Source organism: Aliivibrio salmonicida LFI1238 (assembly GCF_000196495.1).
Taxonomy (GTDB): Bacteria; Pseudomonadota; Gammaproteobacteria; order Enterobacterales; family Vibrionaceae; genus Aliivibrio; species Aliivibrio salmonicida.
The window spans coordinates 2,856,377-2,875,577 of sequence record NC_011312.1; the positions used below are offsets into that span (position 1 = coordinate 2,856,377).

The window sequence follows — 19,201 nt, forward strand, 5'->3', positions numbered from 1 at the left end:
GGTCGATGTTGTTTGCTGTGATGCTGGTTTAGTTACTTGCACATTTTGTGCCGCTTTCTCAACAACCGGTTCAACAACGGGAGCTTCTGCCTTTGGCTTAACTTGAGCCGCTGGTGTTTGTTGTGCTGGCGCTGATGTTGCTTTATTTGTTACTAATGTAATTTCAGGCTTTTTTTCAGTGCCGATACCAGTCGCAACTACAGTAACTCGAATTTCATCAGTCATATCAGGGTCTAAAGACGTACCAATAACGACTGTCGCATTATCTGAAGCAAATGCTTTTACTGTGTTACCAACGGTTTCAAATTCGTCAAGGCGCATATCAAGACCAGCAGTAATGTTAACAAGAACACCACGAGCACCAGCCAAATCGATATCTTCAAGCAATGGGCTTGAGATAGCCATCTCAGCCGCTTCTTCTGCTCTTTCTTCACCAACGGCGACGCCGCTACCCATCATTGCATGTCCCATTTCAGACATTACCGTACGAACATCCGCGAAATCGACGTTGATCATACCTGGACGAGTAATTAACTCAGCAATACCTTGAACTGCATTACGAAGAACATCATTTGCTTTCGCAAACGCTTCTAATAACGTAATACCACGACCAAGTACTTTAAGTAATTTTTCATTTGGAATCGTAATTAATGAATCAACATGTTTTGATAATTCTTCGATTCCTTGCTCAGCAAAAGCAAGACGCTTACGACCTTCAAAGCTAAATGGCTTTGTTACGACAGCAACGGTCAAGATGTTCAGCTCTCTTGCAACTTCAGCAATAATTGGAGCCGCACCAGTACCTGTACCGCCACCCATGCCCGCTGCAATAAATACCATATCGGCACCCATCAGAGCTTCTTTAATCGCTTCTCGATCTTCTAGAGCTGCATCACGGCCTACTTGTGGGTTTGCACCTGCACCTAAGCCTTTCGTGATGTCTCCACCAATCTGAATAACTGTGTTTACACTCGTCTTACGAAGTGCCTGAGCATCAGTATTTACACTGATAAACTCAACGCCTTCAATTGACTCACGTACCATGTGTTCAATGGCATTACCGCCACCGCCACCTACACCAACAACTTTAATTACTGCGTCGTCGGACATTTCCATCATCGGCTCAAACATTTGTTCTCTCCGTTTCTTCCTGTTCGCTCAGGTTAAAACTCTTTTAGTATCCAATTTTTAAATTTCTTAATTACGGTAGTAAACGATTGATGCTTACTTGGCACATAATCGTCGTCGTCATGAAACTGACTTTCTTTACCGTAATGTAAAAGACCTACCGCTGTTGCTTGATATGGTTCTTTTACGTAATCTGTTAGGCCTGTTACATCTAGAGGTTGGCCAATTCTTACTTGGGTCTGGAAGACTCGTTCTGCGCAATCAACCAAACCATCAATTTGTGATCCACCACCGGTCAATACAATACCAGCGGCAAGATGATGCTTAGTTCCTTCAGTACGTAATTTGTCCTGAATCGCGATAATGCGTTGGTTTACTAAGCCTAACAGTTCAGAATACCTTGGTTCAATCACTTCTGCTAGCATTCTTCGTTGTAAACTTCTTGATGGACGCCCACCAACACTAGGAACATTGACCGTTTCATCACGATTAATGTGCTCACTAAGTGCACAACCATACTTTACTTTTAATTTTTCAGCATCGTTAAATGGTGTACCAAAAGCGTAAGCTATATCACTAGTTACTGCATTTCCAGCATATGGAAGCACCTCTGCATGACGTAATGAACCATCAGTCCAAATCGCAATATCCATTGTACCTGCGCCGATATCGACAACACAAACACCAAGATCACGTTCATCTTCAGTGATAACAGCATTACTTGAAGCTAGGCCTGAAAATATAATATGTTCCACTTTCAAGCCACAACGTTCAACGGCCTTCACAATATTCCTTGCCATATCATTATGGCACGTAATGAGGTGAACGCTCACTTCCATTCTCATACCAGACAAGCCAATTGGATTACGGATGCCTTTTTGAACATCAATCGTAAATTCTTGTGGTATTACATGCAGTGTTCGCTGTTCGTCACCGATTTTAACGGATTTTGCAGTATGAATAACACTGTCCATATCATCTTGGGTAACTTCTTCTTCAGATATCGACCCCATTCCTTTTTCTATCTGGCTCGCAATATGCTTTCCTGATAAAGAAATAAATACAGAAGTAATCGTGCACTCAGCCATCAGTTCAGCTTGATCAATCGCGCGTTGCACTGATTTCACTACTGACTCAAGGTCATTGACACCACCTTTATCCATTCCACGAGAGGGACACGAACCAGAGCCTATTACACTCACTTGGCCATCAGGTAAAACCTCACCCACGAGTGCGGATACTTTGTTTGTACCTATGTCTAAACCAACAATAATACTGCCTTCTGGCGTTTTACTCATGTCAATTCTCTTCTTTGTCTTCTAGATTTTCTGATTTCCAGCCAACAGCGGCACCGGTGTCATAACGAAGATCTATGTAATCAATCGAATGTTTCTTATCTGCTAATTGCTTATATAAAGCAATAAAGCGTTCCACTCTTTCTTCACGCGCATCGCGACCAAGTTCTAATCGAATACCATTATCGAGAACCACTTGCCAAGATAATCGTTCAGTTAACGCAACACTGTGAACCGTAATATTTAGTGGTTTAAATTCTTTTTGTAGTTGATGCCAAAAACTCAACACTTCTTTACTGTCCGTATCTGGACCAAATAATGCAGGCTTTGATTCTAACAAATCGCTCATTGGTGCATTAAAAACAACACCTTCAGGATTAACAATAACGCTGTTATTCCATGTTGCTTCCGGTTGATTCTCAACCACAAACACTTTGATCGTTTCTGGCCATTGCTTTCTAACCGAGACTTGAGCTATCCAAGGCAAAGATAACAATGCATCTTGCAGTTTATTGACATCCTGAGTCATGAAGGTACCGACAGAATCCATAGATTCAATGGCTCCACGAATATCATCAGCCGTTATATGTTTTAATTGTCCTTGAATGATCATGTGAGATAAGGGCAATCTATCTTTATCCGTCATCCAGCTAATCGTCGACACTAACAACCAAAGCGAAATGATAATAACAAATAAAAGAAATAAGCCACCTGGTAAGTGTTTTCTTATTTTCTCTTTATCAAATGATGCATTCATTTTGACAGTCTTAATCATATAATTTTCATAACAGTGTTAATAAACAACGTAATGCCTACCTAATTCGCTCAAATAGACATTAAGTAATGCCAAAATGCCATTATCTAATAATTATAGGGTGTAAAAACCCTCTATCCAATGTTTGATAGCATATTATTAATACAATGAGGATTCTATCCCATTATGCGTTTTTTTCTTAGTTGTTCTAACTATTTAAACAATATTTAACCTAACTCTTTCATTGCTTGGATATTTAATTCCAATGAAGCGAGTTGTTTTGCTAATTTACCAACATCACCAGCCCCTTGTGTCAGCACTAAATCATTATTTTGAATGATGTTAGCCAAAACAGAGGGTAATGCATCAATAGTTGGAACAAATATTGGATCTAATTTACCACGAGCTCGAATCGTACGACACAACGCTCGGCCATCAGCACCTGCAATGGGTTTTTCACCCGCTGAATAAACATCAAGCATAATAAGTACATCAACATTATCTAAAACGTTAGCAAAATCATCATACAAATCACGCGTTCGGCTATAACGGTGAGGTTGGAATATCATAACTAAACGTTTATCTTCCCAGCCTGCACGTGCCGCTTTAATCGTAACATCGACTTCTGTAGGGTGATGACCGTAATCATCGACAAGCATCGCGTGTCCATTGCCCGTTTCAAACTCACCTAACTGATCAAATCGACGCCCAGCACCTTCAAAATTGAGTAATGCGGAAAGAATCGCGCTATCTTCAACGTCTTCTTCAGTAGCAACAGCAATGGCTGCTGTTGCATTCAATGCATTATGTTTACCCGGAATATTAAGGACAATATCTAAATCTGTACGATCTTTTCTTTGTACCGTGAAAAAGCTTTTTTGACCTTCTTGACGATAATTAATTAAACGTACATCCGCATCATCGGAAAAACCGTACGTAATAACTTGGCGACTAACGCGCGGTAATAACTCTCTTACCACATCATCATCAATACACATGACAGCTTGACCATAAAATGGCAGGTTATGAAGAAAATCAATAAAAGTTTGTTTTAACACTTCAAAGTCACCGCCATAAGTATCCATATGATCGGCTTCAATGTTAGTGACAATACTTACCATTGGCTGCAAGTGTAAAAATGAGGCATCACTTTCATCGGCTTCAGCAATAAGAAAACGACTTGAACCTAAACGGGCATTCGTTCCAGCATTCTTAACCAAGCCGCCATTAACAAAAGTAGGATCTAAACCTGCTTCTGAATAAATTTGAGTGGTTAATGCCGTTGTTGTTGTTTTACCATGAGTCCCCGCAACCGCGATCCCATGTCTATAACGCATTAATTCAGCAAGCATTTCAGCGCGACGTATCACAGGGATACGATTTTCTTTTGCTGCTACGATTTCAGGGTTAGCTTGATCTATCGCCGTTGATACAACCACCACACTCGCTTTTTCTACATTACTTGCGTGATGCCCAAAAAATATATCAGCACCCTTTTCAGCTAAACGAACAGTGACACTATTTTCTGCAACATCAGAGCCACTAATATGGTAGCCCTCATTTAATAAAACTTCCGCAATCCCACTCATACCCGCACCGCCAATTCCAACAAAGTGGATGCATTCAACACGGCGCATTTCAGGGATCATCGTTCTAATTTCAGCTAATTGTAGTTTCTGTTCTGTTGTCATTTTTTAATCTCAATTCTTTTATTTAGCGAGGCTTTTAATCGCAGTGGCAACACGTACATCTGCATCAATAATAGCTGCATTACGGGCATTACATGCCATTTCTAATAACTTAGGTCGCTCTAAACCGTTCAGTGTATCAACCAAACTCTGAACTGTTAAATCTTGTTGTTCTATCATTTTCGCTGCGCCACACTGTACAAGGTGATCTGCGTTCAATGCTTGCTGGCGATCTTTGTGCATAAAGGGAATAAATACAGAGCCGACACCTGCCGCTGACACTTCGGATACCGTTAACGCACCAGAGCGACACACCAATACATCAGCCCATGCATAAGCCGCAGCAACATCATCAATAAACTCAGTCACCTTCGCGTCAGTAATCCCATTGTCTTTATAGGCATTATTAACGGTTTCTTGATTGCCTTTACCTGCTTGATGCCAAATTTCAACAGAGTGATTCAGTTTTGGCAATACTTCTGGCAATGTCGCATTAAGAATACGGGCACCTTGACTGCCACCCATGATTAATACGCGAATAGGTCCGTTACGCTCTGCAAATCGTTCGCTTGGATGAGGCAGTTGACATACATCTTCTCTTACTGGATTACCTACAACGTCGGCATTTGGAAAAGCACCCGGAAATGCTTGAAATACCCGTTTAGCAATTTTAGATAACCACTGATTGGTTAAGCCAGCAACAGCATTTTGTTCATGCAATACAACCGGAATACCAGATAACCACGCCGCAATGCCACCAGGACCACTCACATAGCCCCCCATGCCTAAAACGACATCGGGCTGCCATGCTTGAATGTGTTTTTTTGCTTGTAAAATAGCACCAATAATTTGAAAAGGAGCGATTAATAGTTTTTTAAGCCCTTGCCCGCGTAATCCTTTCACTTTAATGAAATCGATTTCAATACCGTGTTTTGGTACGAGATCAGCTTCCATTCGATCTTCTGTTCCAAGCCAGCGGATTTCCCACCCTTCACTTTGTAATTGTTTTGCAACAGCCAATCCAGGAAACACATGTCCGCCCGTTCCACCAGCCATCACTAATAAACGTTTATTTTTGTTCTTCATTTTCACTCCGAGGTGGCTCGTTTGCGAGATAAACACGACACTCATGATCAATACGAATAAGTAAAGACACCGCAACAGACATAATAATTAAACTTGAACCGCCATAACTGATCAATGGCAATGTAAGACCTTTTGTCGGGACAATACCCGCAGCAGCACCAACATTAACTAACGTTTGGAACGCAAACCAAATACCAATACCAAACGCTAAGAAACCACCAAATCGTTGGTCATGTGCAAGACATTTCCGACCAATTAAAAGCGCTTTAAATACGAGTGCAAAAATCAAACACAACACCAAACACACACCAACAAAACCGAGCTCTTCGGCGATAACCGCAAATACAAAGTCAGTATGAGCTTCTGGTAAATATTCCAACTTTTGAATCGAATTACCTAATCCTTCACCAAACCAGCTACCTCGTCCAAACGCCATCAAAGATTGCGTCAATTGGTAACCACTACCAAACGGATCTTGCCACGGGTCAAGAAAAGAAGTAACTCGGCGCATACGATAAGGTTCAGCAAGAATAAGAACGATAACTAACGAAATTCCGCCCATCACTAACGCAATAAATTGCCAAAGTTTCGCCCCAGCAATAAACAACATCGCAATCGTAGTGACAAACATCACAACAGTTGTCCCTAAATCGGGCTGCATTAGAAGGAAAAAAGCCAACGTGATTAAGACTAATAAAGGCTTAACAAACCCACGAAAACTGTCTCTAACCTCACCATGACGTCGAACTAAATACCCAGCGATAAAAACAAATAAAGACAGTTTTGCGACTTCCGCTGGTTGTAGATTAAAAATACCTAAAGGTAACCAACGAGCGGCACCATTTACAGATTTTCCCACAACAAGAACAGCCGCAAGGAGTAAAAGAGAAATTAACAATAAATGGCTGCTGTACTTAAGCCATTTATTCAATTCTATACGTAAAACAATCGAGGAGATGCTTAATGCTAAAAACACAAATAACATATGTCGCATCATAAAATGAAAAGGCTGACCAGTCAGACGAGTACTGATAGGAAAAGAAGCAGAAGCAACCATCACTAAACCCGTTAACATCAAACCCAAGGCAATCCAGATCAATTGACGATCAAACATAACCTTAGGTGATGGGGTAAATACCCAATCTTGTAATGGAGAAGCTAAGTGCTTAATTCGCTCAATAACCAAAATTATTTCTCAGTTGAATAGTGTTTAGCTAATGCTGTAAATGCATCGCCTCTTGCCATAAAGTTAGTATATTGATCAAAACTGGCACATGCAGGAGAAAGCATTACCATATCTCCAAATGTTAATTCAGGGGATAATAACTCAATCGCCTCATCCATTGTTTGGCATAATCGAGACCGAGGATCTAAAGGCATAAATTGCACGCCATCCTCGCCAAAACAATACATCATTAAATCCAATTCGTTCAATGCTGGCGATAATTCCGAAAAATCAGCCCCTTTACCAACACCACCAACCAACAAATGAAGTTTCCCTTCAATACTAAGACCAGAAAGTGCAGCCAGTGTACTCGCCACATTAGTTGCTTTAGAATCGTTAACCCATCGAACACCATTCATTTCAGCGACAACTTGGCAGCGATGCGTTAATCCATTGTAACGCTTCAACGTATCTAATGTTTTATTGGTATTAACACCTGCAGCATCAAGTAAAGCAAGAGCAACAAGGCTGTTAGCAATATTGTGTTTACCAACAAGACCAAGCTCATTGGCAGCAATAATAGGTGTGTTATTTTTAGCTAAAAACAGCCGACCATTTTCTTCAATGCAACCGTACTCATCACTGGTATCAAACCCAAAACTAATTAACGTTTTATCTGCTGTATCTGGGTAAGTTTCTTTATCATCACGATTAACAATACAAACATCGGCATGATCAAATACACGCAACTTAGCTTGACGATAATCTTCCATACCTTGGTATCTATCCATATGGTCTTCAGATAGATTCAAAAATGCGGCGGCTTTTAGCTTTAATGATGATGTAGTTTCGAGTTGAAAACTGGATAGTTCCAGTACATAAAGATCGGCATCTTGTTCTAATAGATCTAACGCAGCAAAGCCGATATTACCACCGACAGCGGTTTTAACCCCTGCAGCATTGGCCATTTCACCGGTTAAATCGGTGACCGTACTTTTGCCATTAGAGCCGGTAATTGCAATCACAGGGGCCGTCACTGCCCACGCAAACAATTCAATATCACCAACAACTGGCGTGCCCTTTTTAATGGCTGGTTGTAATTGAGAAGAAGCAAGCGCAATACCTGGGTTAGTAACAATAAGATCGGCGTCTAACAGCCAATCTTGTTGCCAACTACCAGAATGTAACTCAACCTGTTCAGGCAATTGTTCTTGGCCTGGTGGCGTTTCACGAGTATCAATAACTTTGACTATTAACGCTTCTGGTTGTCTCAGCAAATGCTTAACAACAGATAACCCTGTCATTCCTAAGCCAACCACAACAACGTTTTTTACACCACCAAAACCAGTCATATTAACGTACCTTCAATGTCGCTAATGCAATAAGAACCAATAACATAGAGATAATCCAAAAACGCACGATTACACGCGGTTCTGGCCACCCTTTCAATTCATAATGGTGATGAATTGGAGCCATACGGAAGATACGTTGACCACGTAGCTTGTATGAGCCAACTTGTAGAATTACAGAAAGTGTTTCTACAACAAATACACCACCCATGATAACCAAAAGGAATTCTTGACGTACTAAAACCGCTATCGTACCTAGTGCGCCACCCAGTGCTAATGAACCAACATCGCCCATAAATACTTGTGCAGGGTAAGTGTTAAACCATAAGAAACCAAATCCAGCACCGACAATCGCAGCGCAGACAACAACCAACTCACTTGCTTGTGGAATATGTGGAATATGTAAGTAATTCGCAAATTGTACGTTGCCTGTCGCCCATGCAATAAAAGCAAAACCAGCGGCAACAAATACCGTTGGCATGATAGCTAAACCATCCAATCCATCCGTTAGGTTTACTGCATTACTTGTACCGACAATAACAAAGTAGGTTAGCAAAATATAAGTTAAACCAAGTTGTGGCATTATATCTTTAAAGAAAGGAACAACGAGCTGTGTTGCCGCCGTATCTTTACCATAAGCATATAAAGCAAACGCAACCACTAATGCAATGGCTGATTGCCAGAAGTACTTCCAACGAGCAATCAAACCGTCCGTATTTTTACGAACCACTTTACGATAGTCATCAACAAAACCAACGGCACCATAGCCTAGCAATACAAACATGACCGCCCAAACATAAGGATTTGTAAGATCTGCCCATAAGAAGACAGTGACCGTAATAGCCGTTAATATCATGATACCGCCCATGGTTGGCGTACCGCGCTTACTGAAATGAGATTCAGGACCATCATCACGTACTACTTGACCGATTTGAAGATTTTGTAACCATCGAATCAGTTTAGGCCCCATCCATAACGAAATAGATAATGCGGTAATAATACTTAAAATAGCTCGAAAGCTAAGGTATTCGAATAAACGAAAAAATGGGAAATATTGCTCTAGAAAGTTAGATAACCAGATAATCATTACTGACACTCCTTAAGAGCTAAAACTACTTCGCTCATACGTGAACTATTGGCACCTTTTACTAGCACGGTAACCTCATTATGTTTAATTAATTGTAATTCTTGCAATAAATAGGCATTTAATTCGTTACGAGACTCAAAGTGTCGACCATTGCATAATTCGCTGATCACCTTGGTATCATCACCAAACGTTATTACTTGCTCAAATTGATATGGGGCAGCATATTCACCAACTTCACGGTGAAGTGCAAGGCTTTCTTTACCAAGCTCAGCCATATTGCCTAAAACCAGCCAACGACTGCCATTAAAGCCACCGAGTAAGTCCACTGCGGCTTTCATCGCAGGAACGCTGGCATTGTAAGTATCATCGATCACTTTCAAACCAGAAGGTAAAACCTCAACAGCAACCCTTCCTTTTACATTTTCAAGCGATTGTAAGCCTTGTTGAATATCAGCTAATGTACAGTTAGCTTGAACAGCTAACGCCGCAGCCGCAACTGCATTTGATACATTATGCTTACCAATAATCGTGAGTGAAACCACAATGCTTCCTACCGGCGTATTCAATGTAAATGAAGATGCACCAAGACCATTGATCTCTATATTACTTGCATGAAAGTCAGCTTGATTATTTTCTTGTGAAAAACTCAATACCGTTTTGTTTTCAAATAAATCAGACCAGCGAGGCAATCCATTACTGTCTAAATTATAAATAGCCGTCGCATTTTCTTTTAGACCTTCAAAGATTTCACCTTTTGCCTTCGCAACCCCCTCTATCGAACCAAATCCTTCTAAATGTGCCGCCGCAATATTATTTACTAAGGCGACATCAGGACGAACAAGTTGTGTGGTATAAGCGATTTCATTTTGATGATTAGCGCCGAGTTCAATGACAGAGAAATCATTACTTGGTTGAGATCGTAACAACGTTAATGGCACGCCGATTTCATTATTAAAATTACCCGCAGTGGCTAACACTTCACCAGAACGTTTTAAAATAGACGCTAACATTTCTTTTACGGTGGTTTTGCCACAACTGCCAGTTAAAGCAATGGTAAAGGAATGGCATTGCTGATGAACATATTGACCGAGTAACCCAAACGCTTTTTCCGTATCACTAACGATCACTTGAGGTAATGAAGAATCAACCTCATGTGAAACAAGTAAAGCAACCGCACCTTGTTCTTCAGCCACTGAGACAAAAGAATGGGCATCAAATCGCTCACCAATCAGCGCAACAAACAGCCCTTGAGCCTCAATATTTCGACTGTCAGTCGACACGCTTGAAATCGAGGTATTTACCCCATTCAAACGTCCCTGACAAATGTTCGCCACTTCATTCAATGACATTAAGATCATGATGATAGTCCTAATAATTTCTGCGCAGTTTCACGATCAGAATAATGAATCGTTTCTGTAGCAAGCACTTGATATTCTTCATGCCCCTTGCCTGCCAATAAAATAATATCATGCTTACTTGCTTGAGAGAGAGCAAACTGGCATGCATCAAAACGCTGATGTATCACGTGTGCAATGTCTGGTTGGTTCAAACCAGCTAACATGTCTTTAGTAATCAAGCTTGGATCTTCTGAACGAGGATTATCATCACTTAAAATAATCACATCAGCTTGTTGCTCAGCAATACTAGCCATCATCGGACGCTTGCCCGTATCTCGATCACCGCCACAACCAAATATACACCACAGCTTGCCTTCACAATGAACTCGAAGGGCTTGCAAGGCTTTATCTAAAGCATCTGGAGTATGTGCATAGTCCACAACCACTTTCGCATTACCTTCAGAACTGAAAAGCTCCATTCGTCCAATAACCGCGGTTAATTTAGGAGCGGCGTCCGCTAATTCAGTTATGTCGTAACCAAGCGATAGAAGAGTAGCAAAAGCAACTAAAATATTATTGGCATTAAACGCACCGATCAACGGAACAGAAAGATCCGCGGTTCCCCAATCAGAATTCAGAGATATTTGAATTCCATCCGTAGAATAAATGACAGAAGTTGCAAACACTTTTTTCCCTGAATGAAAAGAAAGATTACCTTCGTTCAATGATACCCCGACAGCATTAGGCAATTCTTTTAACCAAGAAGCACCCACAGTATCATCGGCATTAATGATTGAATATTTAGGACTGTGAGAGGTAAACAACAGTTTTTTTGCTTCAGCATAATTTGCCATATCACCATGATAATCTAAGTGATCACGACTTAAATTAGTGAATACAGCAGCATCAAAATTCAAGGCATTAACACGCCCTTGAACCAACCCATGAGAAGATATTTCTAATGCGGTTAGCTTTGCCCCTATATTTTCAAGATCCGTTAATGTCTGTTGGATCTCGATTGGGCTACCCGTCGTATTTAACGCAGGTTTCAGATCGGTTAATAATCCATTGCCCGTGGTCCCCATGACTCCAGCTGGTTTACCAAGTAATGTGGCCCATTGAGCAATAATTTGCGATATGGTTGTTTTTCCATTGGTTCCAGTAATGCCAACCAACTGCATTTTTCTTTGTTCAGCGTGATAAAAACGCCCAGCGACCGCGCTGAGTTTTATCGATAGCGCATCGAGATAAATAATAGGGGTCTGATCGAGAAAACTAATGGTTCCCGTCTTATTAACCTCATCACTTTGAGCCAATACCGCCGATGCACCTTGCTTAATCGCAACAGGGATAAATTGTCGGCCATCGACCGCGTGGCCTTTAATCGCAACAAATAGGCAACCAGTGGTTACTTTACGACTGTCCAATGTCATGGATGATATTTCTACGACTTGATTTAATTCACACCAAGGCAACAATAATTCAGATAACTGCATCATCCTTTTCCTAATTCAATACATCGATATGTTTTACGGTACTTTCGTCTGGGGCTACATTTAATATTTGTAATGCATCTTTCATCACCTGACCAAAAATAGGCGCAGCGACTTGACCCGCATAATATTCATCGCCTTGCGGTTGATTCACGATCGTCACCAGAGCAATTCGAGGATTACTTACCGGAGCAACACCCGCGGTTACCGTCATATATTCATCACTGTAGCCACCGCGAACCGCTTTACGAGATGTCCCTGTTTTCGCAGCAACTCGGTATCCAGGAACGGCCGCTTTAGTCGCTGTACCTCCAGGTTGAGTTACCGTTTCCATCATCGCTAATACCGCTTTAGCGTGTTCACGATTAACCACTTGTTTACCCGGAGTGGGTCCCGTCGTTTTCAAAATAGAAAGCGGACGATATTCACCATAAGCACCCAATGTTGCATACGCATGAGCTAACTGAATGGGAGTAACAGAAAGGCCGTAACCAAATGCAAGAGTGGCAATTTCAAAATCAGACCAACGACGGCGATCAGGGAATATACCCGTCGCTTCACCAATCAAACTTAATCCAGAAGGATCTGCCAAACCAACCGCACTGTATTCCGCCAATAGTTCTTGTAAGGGCATATTTAACGCCAAGTGCGCCACACCGATGTTACTCGATTTTTTTAAAATAGTAGTTAAGTTCGCTTTACCCACTTTAGAGCTATCACGAACTCGACTTCCACCAATTCGCATAATGCCATTACCGGTATCCACAATCGTATTTAGGTTTGCAGTGCCACTATCAAGCGCCGCTAATACGACAAAAGGTTTAACGGTTGAGCCTGGCTCTAACGTATCGGTAATAACACGATTTCGCATTCTAAAGTTTTGTAACTGACTTCTGTCATTTGGGTTATAAGACGGGGCATTAACCATTGCTAATACTTCACCCGTTTTAATATCAATCATGACAACAGAACCCGACATGGCTCTAAAGTCTGAAACGGCTTGTTTAATCGCACGATAAGCAATCGCTTGTAAACGTTGATCAATACTTAACGTTAATGGCTTACCTTCTTGTTTCTCTTTTAACGAAATATTTTCAACCACTCGACCATAACGATCTTTTCGCACTGTACGACGACCTGGTTCACCAGTTAGCCAGCCATCATAGCTTCGCTCCACACCTTCAAGGCCGTGGCTATCAATCCCCGTCACACCAATAACGTGAGCACTGATCTCACCCGAAGGATAATACCGACGAGATTCCGCTTTTAAACCAATACCAGCGAGTTTTAATTTTCGAATATAAGCAGCAACCGCAGGGGAAATTTGACGCTGAAGATAGATAAAACGGCGTTTTTTATTCTTTTCTATTTTGGAGAGTAATTCGGTACGTTTTAAACCAAGAACATCAGCCAGAGCATGCCAACGATCAACTTCAACTAAACCGCCCGCTTTATAGATCGCGACAGGATCAGCCCACACCGCATCAACAGGAACACTCACCGCAAGTTGCTCATCATTTCGGTCTGAAATAATACCGCGAGCAGAAGGCATTGTCTTAACTCGAATAGAACGCATATCACCTTGTTTAATAAGGTTATCTGGTTCTATTACTTGAATATAAGCCGCACGAGCAATCAAAATAGCCAAAGCAAGAAAAACAAAAAAAACAATAACGCCAAAGCGCCACTGAATTAAAGTCGGTGGCGCTTTGCTTATACGTTTATTATTTGTCTTTCTACTTGGTAATTTCATCGTAGTTTTATTATGACTTCTTTATCCGGGGAGGGTCTTTCCATATCTAATTCGCGTATGGAACGAGACTGCACTCGACTATGCTCTGCGAGTGCACTTTCTTCTAATATCAAATTGCGCCATTCACCATCTAAAATATCTTTCTCAAGTAATAAATTTTCACTTTTCACGGCCATTTGACGAGTATTATGAGTGATAAGAACAACACCAATAGCACTGATAAAAAGAAACATTAATAAGATCGAGTGAAAACGGCCTACACCTATTAAGTCTAGACCTATCATTTTAGTTAAACTGGATTGTGATGATGCTTTGTGGCTCATAAGCGCTCAGCGATACGTAGAACAGAACTACGCGAGCGAACATTAACATCAACTTCATTAACGGTAGGTTTAATGGCTTTACCAATAGGCTTCATTTTTGCACTGCCTAATGCTTTAATTTGGTTTTCAGTCAGAGGAATACCATGAGGGACTTGCGGACCTCTGCTTTCTTTACGAATAAAGTGCTTAACCATGCGATCTTCTAATGAATGAAAACTAATCACAGACAAACGTCCACCCTCAGCAAACACATCAAGAGCGCCATTTAACGCCGTATCAATCTCATCCAATTCACTATTAATATAAATGCGGAATGCTTGGAAAGTACGAGTCGCAGGATGCTTTTTCTCTTTAAAATTCTTAGGCGCAACATCAGAAATTAATTTAGCGAGTTGACCAGTACGAGTTAACGGCTCATTCTCTTCGTTATCACGGTAAGCAACAATACCTTTAGCAATTCGCCATGCGTGCTTATCTTCGCCAAACTCACGAATAACCCAAGTAATATCTTCAACATCGGCAGTCAATAACCATTGAGATACCGGCATTCCAGAGGTTGGATCCATGCGCATATCTAATGGGCCATCTTTCATGAAGCTAAAACCACGGTCTGCATCATCAAGTTGTGGTGATGACACACCTAAATCAAGTAAAACACCATCAATTTGTCCCACTAAACCTAACTCTTCGACATACCCTTTTAGACCAGAGAATGGTCCATGAATAATGTTGAATCTAGGATCCGTAATGGTTTTCGCTTCAGCAATTGCTTGAGGATCACGGTCAATACTGTACAAACGTCCGTTTTCACCTAATCGAGATAAAATTTGACGACTATGACCACCGCGGCCAAAAGTACCATCAATATAGATACCATCAGGTTTAATCGCTAAACCATCAATAGATTCATGAAGAAGAACGGATACGTGTTGAAATTGTTCAGACATAGTGAGTATTTACTACCGTAATAATGAGAATAAGCGACTGAATTTTAGCTAGAAGTGTAAACTAAAAATACAGTGGTGTGTGTCAAATTAGTGATAATTCTAAACCAATGTAGCAGAAAGCACAAAGCCCACCATAAGACTACCGAAATAGTTTTATGGTGGGCTAAGTTAGGAGCCGACATATAAGCCGGGTTCTGTCCCGCTTGCGCGGTGGTAACCATTCGTCTAGGCCTGCAATCGCTCACAGGCTCAAGCAATCTACCCGCCCCCAAACACGAGCAATGCTATGTGAGGGCCTATTTGATCTTGCTCCGGGTGGAGTTTACCTTGCAACGCACTATTACTAGACGCCCGGTGCGCTCTTACCGCACCCTTTCACCCTTACCTGTGCTTACTTCCCTATCCCGAAGAATAAAAGAAGATTAAGCCATCGGCGGTTTTCTCTCTGCTGCACTTGTCGTAGGCTTGCGCCTCCCAGGCGTTACCTGGCACCCTGCTCTATGGAGCCCGGACTTTCCTCCCCTTCACCAGTTTCCCTAAGGACTTGAATGAAGCAGCGATTACCGAGTCAGCTCCTGAAGCGAATGATATAAGAGTCAGTTATAACTTACCACCCTTTTTCTCGATTCTCTTAATCTAAATGCTCTAAACCCCATTTGTATAGGGCATTTTTCTTCACTCCGTGTATTTCAGCCGCCATCGCCGCTGCTTTTTTAAGCGGAAGCTCTTTTACAAGGATAGAAACAGAGCGAGTTGCTTCAAATGGCAGTTCATCTTTCGCTTCACTTCTAAAGCCATGGATAAGTAAAACCATCTCTCCACGCTTGCGATTTTCGTCTTCTTTAACCCATTCAATCAACTCACCCAGTGGTGCGCCATAAATGGTTTCATATCTTTTTGTTAATTCACGAGCCAAGACAACCTGTCGGTCAGCACCAAGTACTGTCAACATGTCGTCTAATGAATCCATAATTCGATGTGGTGATTCATAAAAAATACACGTACGTTCTGCTTGTGCTATTTCTTCAAATTTATCTCGACGACCTTTACTTTTCGGGGGCAAGAAACCTTCAAAACTAAATCGATCAGAAGGTAAACCAGCAGCCGACAATGCAGTAATAACAGCACAAGCGCCAGGTAATGGGACAACATTGACATTTGCTTGACGACAGCGGTTTACTAAGTGGTAACCTGGGTCACTGATCAGTGGCGTTCCCGCATCTGAGACAAGAGCAATAGATTTACCTTCTTGTAATTTACTGATTAGAAGGTCTGCTTTATGCTGTTCATTGTGATCATGTAATGCAAACGTTTGACTAGAAATGCCAAAATGAGACAATAACCTGCCTGTATGTCGGGTATCTTCAGCCGCAATCAAGTCTACGGATTTTAAAACATCCAAAGCTCGTTGGGTTATGTCGCCTAAATTACCGATTGGGGTAGGTACAATGTACAAAGTTGCAGCCTCTACCACAGATAAATTGTGATCTGTCATTTGTTTACTATCTCTTCTGCGATTAATATAGGGAATATAAGTAGACATCACTATAATGAAAATAATATTTTAGCTGTTCGGGTGATTCGCATCCATAGTAAAAACAGCCCTTTTAAGTAGGACCAGTATATTACCCATGGCAAATATGACCTTTAGAAAGAACAGTGTAACACGCCTTGTTGCTCCTGTAGCCTTAGCGCTAACATTAGCCGCGTGTTCAAGCTCACCGACATCCCCTGAGCGTCTTGATATCACTCAATCGCCATCAGAAACAAGTTCTGCTTATATTCTAAAAGCCGATCAGCAACAAGGTAACTTACAAGCTAACTTACTTATCATGGCATTGAAGGCCGCGGTACAAGAACAGAATACAGAGCTCTCTAAAAATTTACTTACGCGTTTAGCTACGATGGATTTATCCCCAGCTCAAATCGCTGAGATTCAGTTAATAAAAGCAGAGCAACTGAAGTCACAAAATAAATACACTCAAGCGTTGCAAGAACTAAATTTTGAAGCTTGGTGGAAACTAGAAAACTCACAATGGATTGAGTACTACGAGCTTCGTCATGAACTGTATTTATTTAATGGCGACAATCTGAATGCGGCAAGAGAGCTCATTCAATTAGAACCTTTTAAAGCTCAAGATCAAAAAGCGCAATTATGGTCACAAGTATGGACGAATATTTCATCACTAAATAGCGCAAGCCTTCAAGCAATACAACTTGACGAAAAAGAAAACATTCTTCATGGCTGGGTCCAATTAGCAACCTATTCAGACACACTAAAACACTCTCCTGTTCGTTTGCAGCAAGCATTTAAAGACTGGTTACAAGCAAATCCAATGCATCCCGCAGCGACTTACACTCCACAAGAAGTATTAGATATATTAGCATTAGATATTGTTCGTCCAGAGCATGTCGCTTTACTTCTTCCTTTGACTGGCCGCTTTGGACCACAAGGTATGCGTGTACGCGATGGCTTTATTAATGCCATGATGGAAGATAAAGAACGTGACGATTTCACTACATTAAAAATTATCGACACTCAAGTAACCCCAATGTCAGAGATTCTTCCTATCCTTGATAAAGAGCAAATTCAATTTGTGGTTGGCCCGCTAATTCGCAGTGAAATTGAAGAGTTTCAGACCTTAAATTCAGCAGACATTCCGCAACTCGCGCTTAATATTCCAAGCGAAATTAATGTTGATAAAAACAGCTGCTATTTCACTCTATCTCCGGAACAAGAAGTAGAGCAAGCAGCCATTCACTTATTTAAACTTGGTCACAAACATCCCCTGTTTCTTGCTCCGCAAGGAAGAATGGGTGAACGTTTGAATCAAGCATTCAGTGATAAATGGTTCCAATTAACGTCACAAAAACCATCGACAAGTTACTTTGGTTCAAAAGCACAGCTACAACAAAAAGTGAACAGCGTATTTGGCCTTGAAAGCAGCCAAGCTCGTATTTACCAAATGAACGCCTTAGCTGGTATTGATTTAGAATCTCAACCACGCAGTCGTCGTGATATTGATGCGGTCTATATGATTGCAACCAGTGGTGAATTAACGCTACTAAAACCATTTATTGAAGTGGCGATTAACCCAGGTATTACACCGCCTAAATTATACGCAAGTTCACGCAGTAACAATGGACGTCAAACACAGCTAGCTGAAATTCGTGGTGTTGAATTCAGTGACATTCCACTACTGACAAACGAAAACCACAGTTTTAATGTTCAGTTTGAAAAACTATGGCCTGACAGCAGTAATGGTGAAACTCGACTTCACGCACTTGGTATGGATGCTTACCAACTAATTACCGAATTACCACAGATGAAAGCGGTAGATAATTATCAAATGGAAGGTAAAACCGGTGAGTTAAGCATTAACCAAGAATGTGTGATTCAACGAAAAATGAGTTGGGCTATTCATGGAGAAGAAACCGAATAAACGAATTAAAGGTGAATATTATGAGTTGATGGCAAAGCGCTATTTAGAGACACATCAACTCACATTCATCGAGCGTAATTTTTATTCAAAAACGGGAGAGCTCGATCTCATTATGCGAGATCGAGATTCTTTCGTTTTTGTCGAAGTAAAATACCGAGCATCTTCAAATTACGGTTCTGCTCAAGAAATGGTAACATGGCAAAAACAACGCAAGTTACAAAGAACCGCTCTCTTCTGGCTAATGAAAAATGGCCTCTCGGTTGAACACACATCTTTTAGATTTGATGTAGTTGCTATCCACTCTCAAGGTCAGGACATCAACTGGATCAAAAATGCAATTGTTGAAGGGTAAA

General features: G+C 41.1%; 15 protein-coding genes, 1 other RNA gene and 1 pseudogene. 2 read left to right on the forward strand and 15 right to left on the reverse strand.

Annotated features, from left to right (window positions below; translation table 11 throughout):
* Nucleotides 1–11: 11 nt before the first annotated feature.
* The 15 genes and pseudogenes from ftsZ to rsmI all read right to left on the reverse strand — a co-directional run.
* A pseudogene (gene ftsZ / locus VSAL_RS13840) lies at nt 12–1,131 on the reverse strand (cell division protein FtsZ); the annotation flags it as partial.
* A gap of 32 nt (nt 1,132–1,163) precedes the next feature.
* Nucleotides 1,164–2,426: a cell division protein FtsA gene (gene ftsA, locus VSAL_RS13845; RefSeq protein WP_012551096.1), complete on the reverse strand. Its 1,263-nt coding sequence runs from the start codon at nt 2,424–2,426 to the stop codon at nt 1,164–1,166.
* A 1-nt stretch (nt 2,427) separates the two neighbouring features.
* Complete coding sequence (locus tag VSAL_RS13850; RefSeq protein ID WP_231850853.1) at nt 2,428–3,180, reverse strand: cell division protein FtsQ/DivIB; 753 nt, start codon at nt 3,178–3,180, stop codon at nt 2,428–2,430.
* Between the two features lie 224 nt (nt 3,181–3,404).
* Nucleotides 3,405–4,868, reverse strand: coding sequence for a UDP-N-acetylmuramate--L-alanine ligase (gene murC, locus VSAL_RS13855; RefSeq protein ID WP_012551098.1), 1,464 nt, complete (start codon nt 4,866–4,868; stop codon nt 3,405–3,407).
* 18 nt (nt 4,869–4,886) lie between these two features.
* The gene (gene murG, locus VSAL_RS13860; RefSeq protein ID WP_012551099.1) at nt 4,887–5,951 is read right to left on the reverse strand and encodes an undecaprenyldiphospho-muramoylpentapeptide beta-N-acetylglucosaminyltransferase; all 1,065 of its coding nucleotides are present in this window, start codon (nt 5,949–5,951) and stop codon (nt 4,887–4,889) included.
* Nucleotides 5,935–7,137 carry a cell division protein FtsW gene (ftsW, locus tag VSAL_RS13865; RefSeq protein ID WP_012551100.1) on the reverse strand — a complete coding sequence of 401 codons (1,203 nt, stop codon included), beginning with the start codon at nt 7,135–7,137 and terminating at the stop codon, nt 5,935–5,937. Before ftsW ends, murG begins: the two co-directional genes overlap by 17 nt.
* A gap of 2 nt (nt 7,138–7,139) precedes the next feature.
* Nucleotides 7,140–8,468, reverse strand: a complete 1,329-nt coding sequence (gene murD, locus VSAL_RS13870; protein WP_012551101.1) for a UDP-N-acetylmuramoyl-L-alanine--D-glutamate ligase — start codon at nt 8,466–8,468, stop codon at nt 7,140–7,142.
* 1 nt (nt 8,469) lies between these two features.
* Entirely contained in the window at nt 8,470–9,552 is a 1,083-nt protein-coding gene (gene mraY / locus VSAL_RS13875; RefSeq protein WP_012551102.1) for a phospho-N-acetylmuramoyl-pentapeptide-transferase, read from the reverse strand.
* Entirely contained in the window at nt 9,552–10,910 is a 1,359-nt protein-coding gene (locus VSAL_RS13880) for a UDP-N-acetylmuramoyl-tripeptide--D-alanyl-D-alanine ligase (RefSeq protein ID WP_012551103.1), read from the reverse strand. Before VSAL_RS13880 ends, mraY begins: the two co-directional genes overlap by 1 nt.
* Nucleotides 10,907–12,388, reverse strand: coding sequence for a UDP-N-acetylmuramoyl-L-alanyl-D-glutamate--2,6-diaminopimelate ligase (gene murE / locus VSAL_RS13885; protein ID WP_012551104.1), 1,482 nt, complete (start codon nt 12,386–12,388; stop codon nt 10,907–10,909). Before murE ends, VSAL_RS13880 begins: the two co-directional genes overlap by 4 nt.
* A gap of 7 nt (nt 12,389–12,395) precedes the next feature.
* Nucleotides 12,396–14,135: a peptidoglycan glycosyltransferase FtsI gene (locus tag VSAL_RS13890; protein WP_012551105.1), complete on the reverse strand. Its 1,740-nt coding sequence runs from the start codon at nt 14,133–14,135 to the stop codon at nt 12,396–12,398.
* A complete protein-coding gene (ftsL, locus tag VSAL_RS13895; RefSeq protein ID WP_012551106.1) occupies nt 14,132–14,458 on the reverse strand; it encodes a cell division protein FtsL in 327 nt (108 codons plus the stop codon). Before ftsL ends, VSAL_RS13890 begins: the two co-directional genes overlap by 4 nt.
* Nucleotides 14,455–15,405 (reverse strand): 16S rRNA (cytosine(1402)-N(4))-methyltransferase RsmH, encoded by a 951-nt coding sequence (rsmH, locus tag VSAL_RS13900; protein WP_012551107.1) that lies wholly within the window; start codon nt 15,403–15,405, stop codon nt 14,455–14,457. Before rsmH ends, ftsL begins: the two co-directional genes overlap by 4 nt.
* 167 nt (nt 15,406–15,572) lie before the next feature.
* An RNA gene (gene rnpB, locus VSAL_RS22455) (RNase P RNA component class A) lies at nt 15,573–15,981 on the reverse strand.
* A gap of 55 nt (nt 15,982–16,036) precedes the next feature.
* Nucleotides 16,037–16,900, reverse strand: a complete 864-nt coding sequence (gene rsmI / locus VSAL_RS13905) for a 16S rRNA (cytidine(1402)-2'-O)-methyltransferase (RefSeq protein WP_012551108.1) — start codon at nt 16,898–16,900, stop codon at nt 16,037–16,039.
* A 136-nt stretch (nt 16,901–17,036) separates the two neighbouring features.
* On the opposite strand from rsmI, the gene VSAL_RS13910 reads away from it, so the two are divergent.
* On the forward strand, nt 17,037–18,848 hold the full coding sequence (locus VSAL_RS13910) for a penicillin-binding protein activator (RefSeq protein ID WP_012551109.1): 1,812 nt from the start codon (nt 17,037–17,039) through the stop codon (nt 18,846–18,848).
* On the forward strand, nt 18,829–19,200 hold the full coding sequence (locus VSAL_RS13915; protein WP_012551110.1) for a YraN family protein: 372 nt from the start codon (nt 18,829–18,831) through the stop codon (nt 19,198–19,200). Before VSAL_RS13910 ends, VSAL_RS13915 begins: the two co-directional genes overlap by 20 nt.
* Nucleotide 19,201: the final 1 nt, after the last annotated feature.

Excerpts from the sequence above, each read along its gene's own strand:
- VSAL_RS13910 (WP_012551109.1), top strand. The coding sequence starts at position 17,037 with ATGGCAAATATGACCTTTAGAAAGAACAGTGTAACACGCCTTGTTGCT.
- rsmH (WP_012551107.1), bottom strand. The coding sequence starts at position 15,405 with ATGTCTGAACAATTTCAACACGTATCCGTTCTTCTTCATGAATCTATT.
- VSAL_RS13915 (WP_012551110.1), top strand. The coding sequence starts at position 18,829 with ATGGAGAAGAAACCGAATAAACGAATTAAAGGTGAATATTATGAGTTG.
- ftsA (WP_012551096.1), bottom strand. The coding sequence starts at position 2,426 with ATGAGTAAAACGCCAGAAGGCAGTATTATTGTTGGTTTAGACATAGGT.
- murC (WP_012551098.1), bottom strand. The coding sequence starts at position 4,868 with ATGACAACAGAACAGAAACTACAATTAGCTGAAATTAGAACGATGATC.
- murD (WP_012551101.1), bottom strand. The coding sequence starts at position 8,468 with ATGACTGGTTTTGGTGGTGTAAAAAACGTTGTTGTGGTTGGCTTAGGA.
- mraY (WP_012551102.1), bottom strand. The coding sequence starts at position 9,552 with ATGATTATCTGGTTATCTAACTTTCTAGAGCAATATTTCCCATTTTTT.
- VSAL_RS13880 (WP_012551103.1), bottom strand. The coding sequence starts at position 10,910 with ATGATCTTAATGTCATTGAATGAAGTGGCGAACATTTGTCAGGGACGT.
- VSAL_RS13850 (WP_231850853.1), bottom strand. The coding sequence starts at position 3,180 with ATGAATGCATCATTTGATAAAGAGAAAATAAGAAAACACTTACCAGGT.
- murE (WP_012551104.1), bottom strand. The coding sequence starts at position 12,388 with ATGATGCAGTTATCTGAATTATTGTTGCCTTGGTGTGAATTAAATCAA.
- ftsL (WP_012551106.1), bottom strand. The coding sequence starts at position 14,458 with ATGAGCCACAAAGCATCATCACAATCCAGTTTAACTAAAATGATAGGT.
- VSAL_RS13890 (WP_012551105.1), bottom strand. The coding sequence starts at position 14,135 with ATGAAATTACCAAGTAGAAAGACAAATAATAAACGTATAAGCAAAGCG.
- rsmI (WP_012551108.1), bottom strand. The coding sequence starts at position 16,900 with ATGACAGATCACAATTTATCTGTGGTAGAGGCTGCAACTTTGTACATT.
- murG (WP_012551099.1), bottom strand. The coding sequence starts at position 5,951 with ATGAAGAACAAAAATAAACGTTTATTAGTGATGGCTGGTGGAACGGGC.